General features: G+C 48.1%; 2 protein-coding genes. Both read right to left on the bottom strand.

Annotation, left to right across the window (positions count from 1 at the left end):
* Positions 1-797 (bottom strand): IS66 family transposase (locus ACE01T_RS17545; protein WP_395519780.1); only part of this gene is annotated, 797 nt, incomplete at its 3' end.
* Between the two features lie 74 nt (positions 798-871).
* On the bottom strand, positions 872-1,103 hold a 232-nt coding region (gene tnpB, locus ACE01T_RS17540), incomplete at its 5' end, for an IS66 family insertion sequence element accessory protein TnpB (RefSeq protein WP_395519779.1).

The following is a 1,103-nucleotide window of genomic DNA, read 5'->3' as shown; positions in this document are numbered from 1 at the left end:
CCGCAGCGACCAATCCAGTCAGATAAAGTAGATCTGGACAGATCAACACCTGCGCGTAGATAGATCAGGCGCTGACGGTACAGCGGCAAATGATCGGCATACTTCGATACCAGCACATGGCTGAGCAGTTCAGGTGAAGCAATGCCTTTATCAATCACATAGGCGGGCATCGCTTGCTGAGTCAGGGTGTCACACTGATCACAGACCCATTTGCCACGCACATGCTGTTCCTTATAGAACTGTGCTGGTCTGAAATGCAGTTTTTCACTGATATCTTCGCCGATACGACGTAACTGGCAGCCACAACTGCATTGGGTTGATGCAGGTTCATGCTCAATACGGATGGTGTGTAGATGATCCGGCAGCAGTCGACGTTTAGGTTTGTTGACTGTGGCTTTCTCTGTCGCTGCATCGGTTTTATCTGCATTCAGCCGCTCCAGTTCCAGATCAACTGCTGCGATATCCTCTTCAACCGCTTCGTCCCACAGATGGATTTGTTTTGCGGTGAGATGTTCGTTTTTACTGCCGAATTTGTGCTGTTTAAACAGCGCCAGTTCATGCTCGTATTTTTGAGTGAGAATGGAAAGATGCTGAACTTTAGAATCTAATTGTTGATTGGTGACTTCAAGATGCTGAACTTTGGTACCTAATTGTTGATTTGATACTTCAAGATGCTGAACTTTGGTATCTAATTGTTGTTTATCTTCTGCGAGTTGTTGATGCTGCATTGCCAACTGCTGGGTAAATTCCAGCAGTTGTTCATGGGTCAGTTGGCTTAAATCAGGCATCATTTTCATGACCGCAGTATGCCTGAGGTCATGACGCAGAGGAAATAGAACGTTTGGAGAATAGCAGAATGGACCAGCCTAGTTTAGAGCATCGTCACCACCTGCTGTCGTCCAATGCGCTGCCAAGGTAAACCCTGGATCAGTGCCTGTAACTGTTCCGGACTGATCGCCATGCTTTCACCCTGGTGAACCTGCGCCCAGTGGAATTTTCCCTGTTCCAGCCGCCGGGCACACAGCCAGATGCCCAGTCCATCATGTACCAGCACTTTCATGCGATGGCCACGTTTATTACAGAACAGGTAAGCACAATGCGGT

The organism is Acinetobacter uliginosus (assembly GCF_044130295.1).
Classification (GTDB): domain Bacteria; phylum Pseudomonadota; class Gammaproteobacteria; order Pseudomonadales; family Moraxellaceae; genus Acinetobacter.
Note: the sequence above shows the minus strand (reverse complement) of the source record. Positions and strands in the feature narration are given on the sequence as shown.